Annotated in this window: 1 protein-coding gene; it reads right to left on the bottom strand. The window is 46.4% G+C overall.

Features of this window, described 5'->3' with window-relative positions:
* Positions 1 to 739, bottom strand: a 739-nt coding sequence (locus R7Q46_RS26810) for a methyl-accepting chemotaxis protein (RefSeq protein ID WP_318078175.1), incomplete at both ends; no start/stop codon positions are given.

Here is a 739-nt window from a genome sequence, read left to right as displayed (position 1 = left end):
TCTTTCGTTGTAGAAGCAAGCTGTGTCACAACAATGTTTGTCGTTTCCACATCGTCAGCAAGACGGCTGATCACTTCTTTCGCTTTCATCACAACTTCACGACCCGTCTGAGTATTATCAGACGCTTGGTTTGCAGTATCGGCTGCCGTCGCTGCGTTAGACGCAATTTCACTGATCGTCGCGCCCATTTGGTTGATCGCTGCAACCACTTGAATCGTCTGGTCACGTTGCTCTTGGCTATTGTCGTACGTTGACGTTGCTTTGCTCGACACGCTGTCTGCCGCTTGACTCAGTGCACCGCTCGTCAAAGATACCTCTTTCATGGTTGCGTGGATTTTCTCAATAAATCCGTTGAAACCTTTAGAAAGTTGCGCGATTTCATCATTGCCACGAATTTCAATACGCTGTGATAAATCACCTTCGCCTTGACCAAGATCGGTAAAGCGATCTGCAATCAATCGAATAGGCTTAGTGATACTGTTTGCAAGCAATACGCCCATCAAAATGAACACCAATGCCACTACAATGGTTGTGACCATCATTTTTTGGCCAGTTGCATTGAGGTCAGCAAACACTTCGTCAACAGGCACGACGCCAACAACAAACCAGTTCATGGACGGCACATACAAACTCGCGACGAAATTGTCCTTACCTTCAAACTCGACATTAATTAGGTTGAAGCTGTTTTTGCTCAGCAGTTGATTCGCGTTGCTGCCAAAAAGCTGCGCAATCGACGTTT

Source organism: Vibrio sp. 811, assembly GCF_033339195.1.
This window is presented reverse-complemented; position numbering and strand designations above follow the sequence as displayed.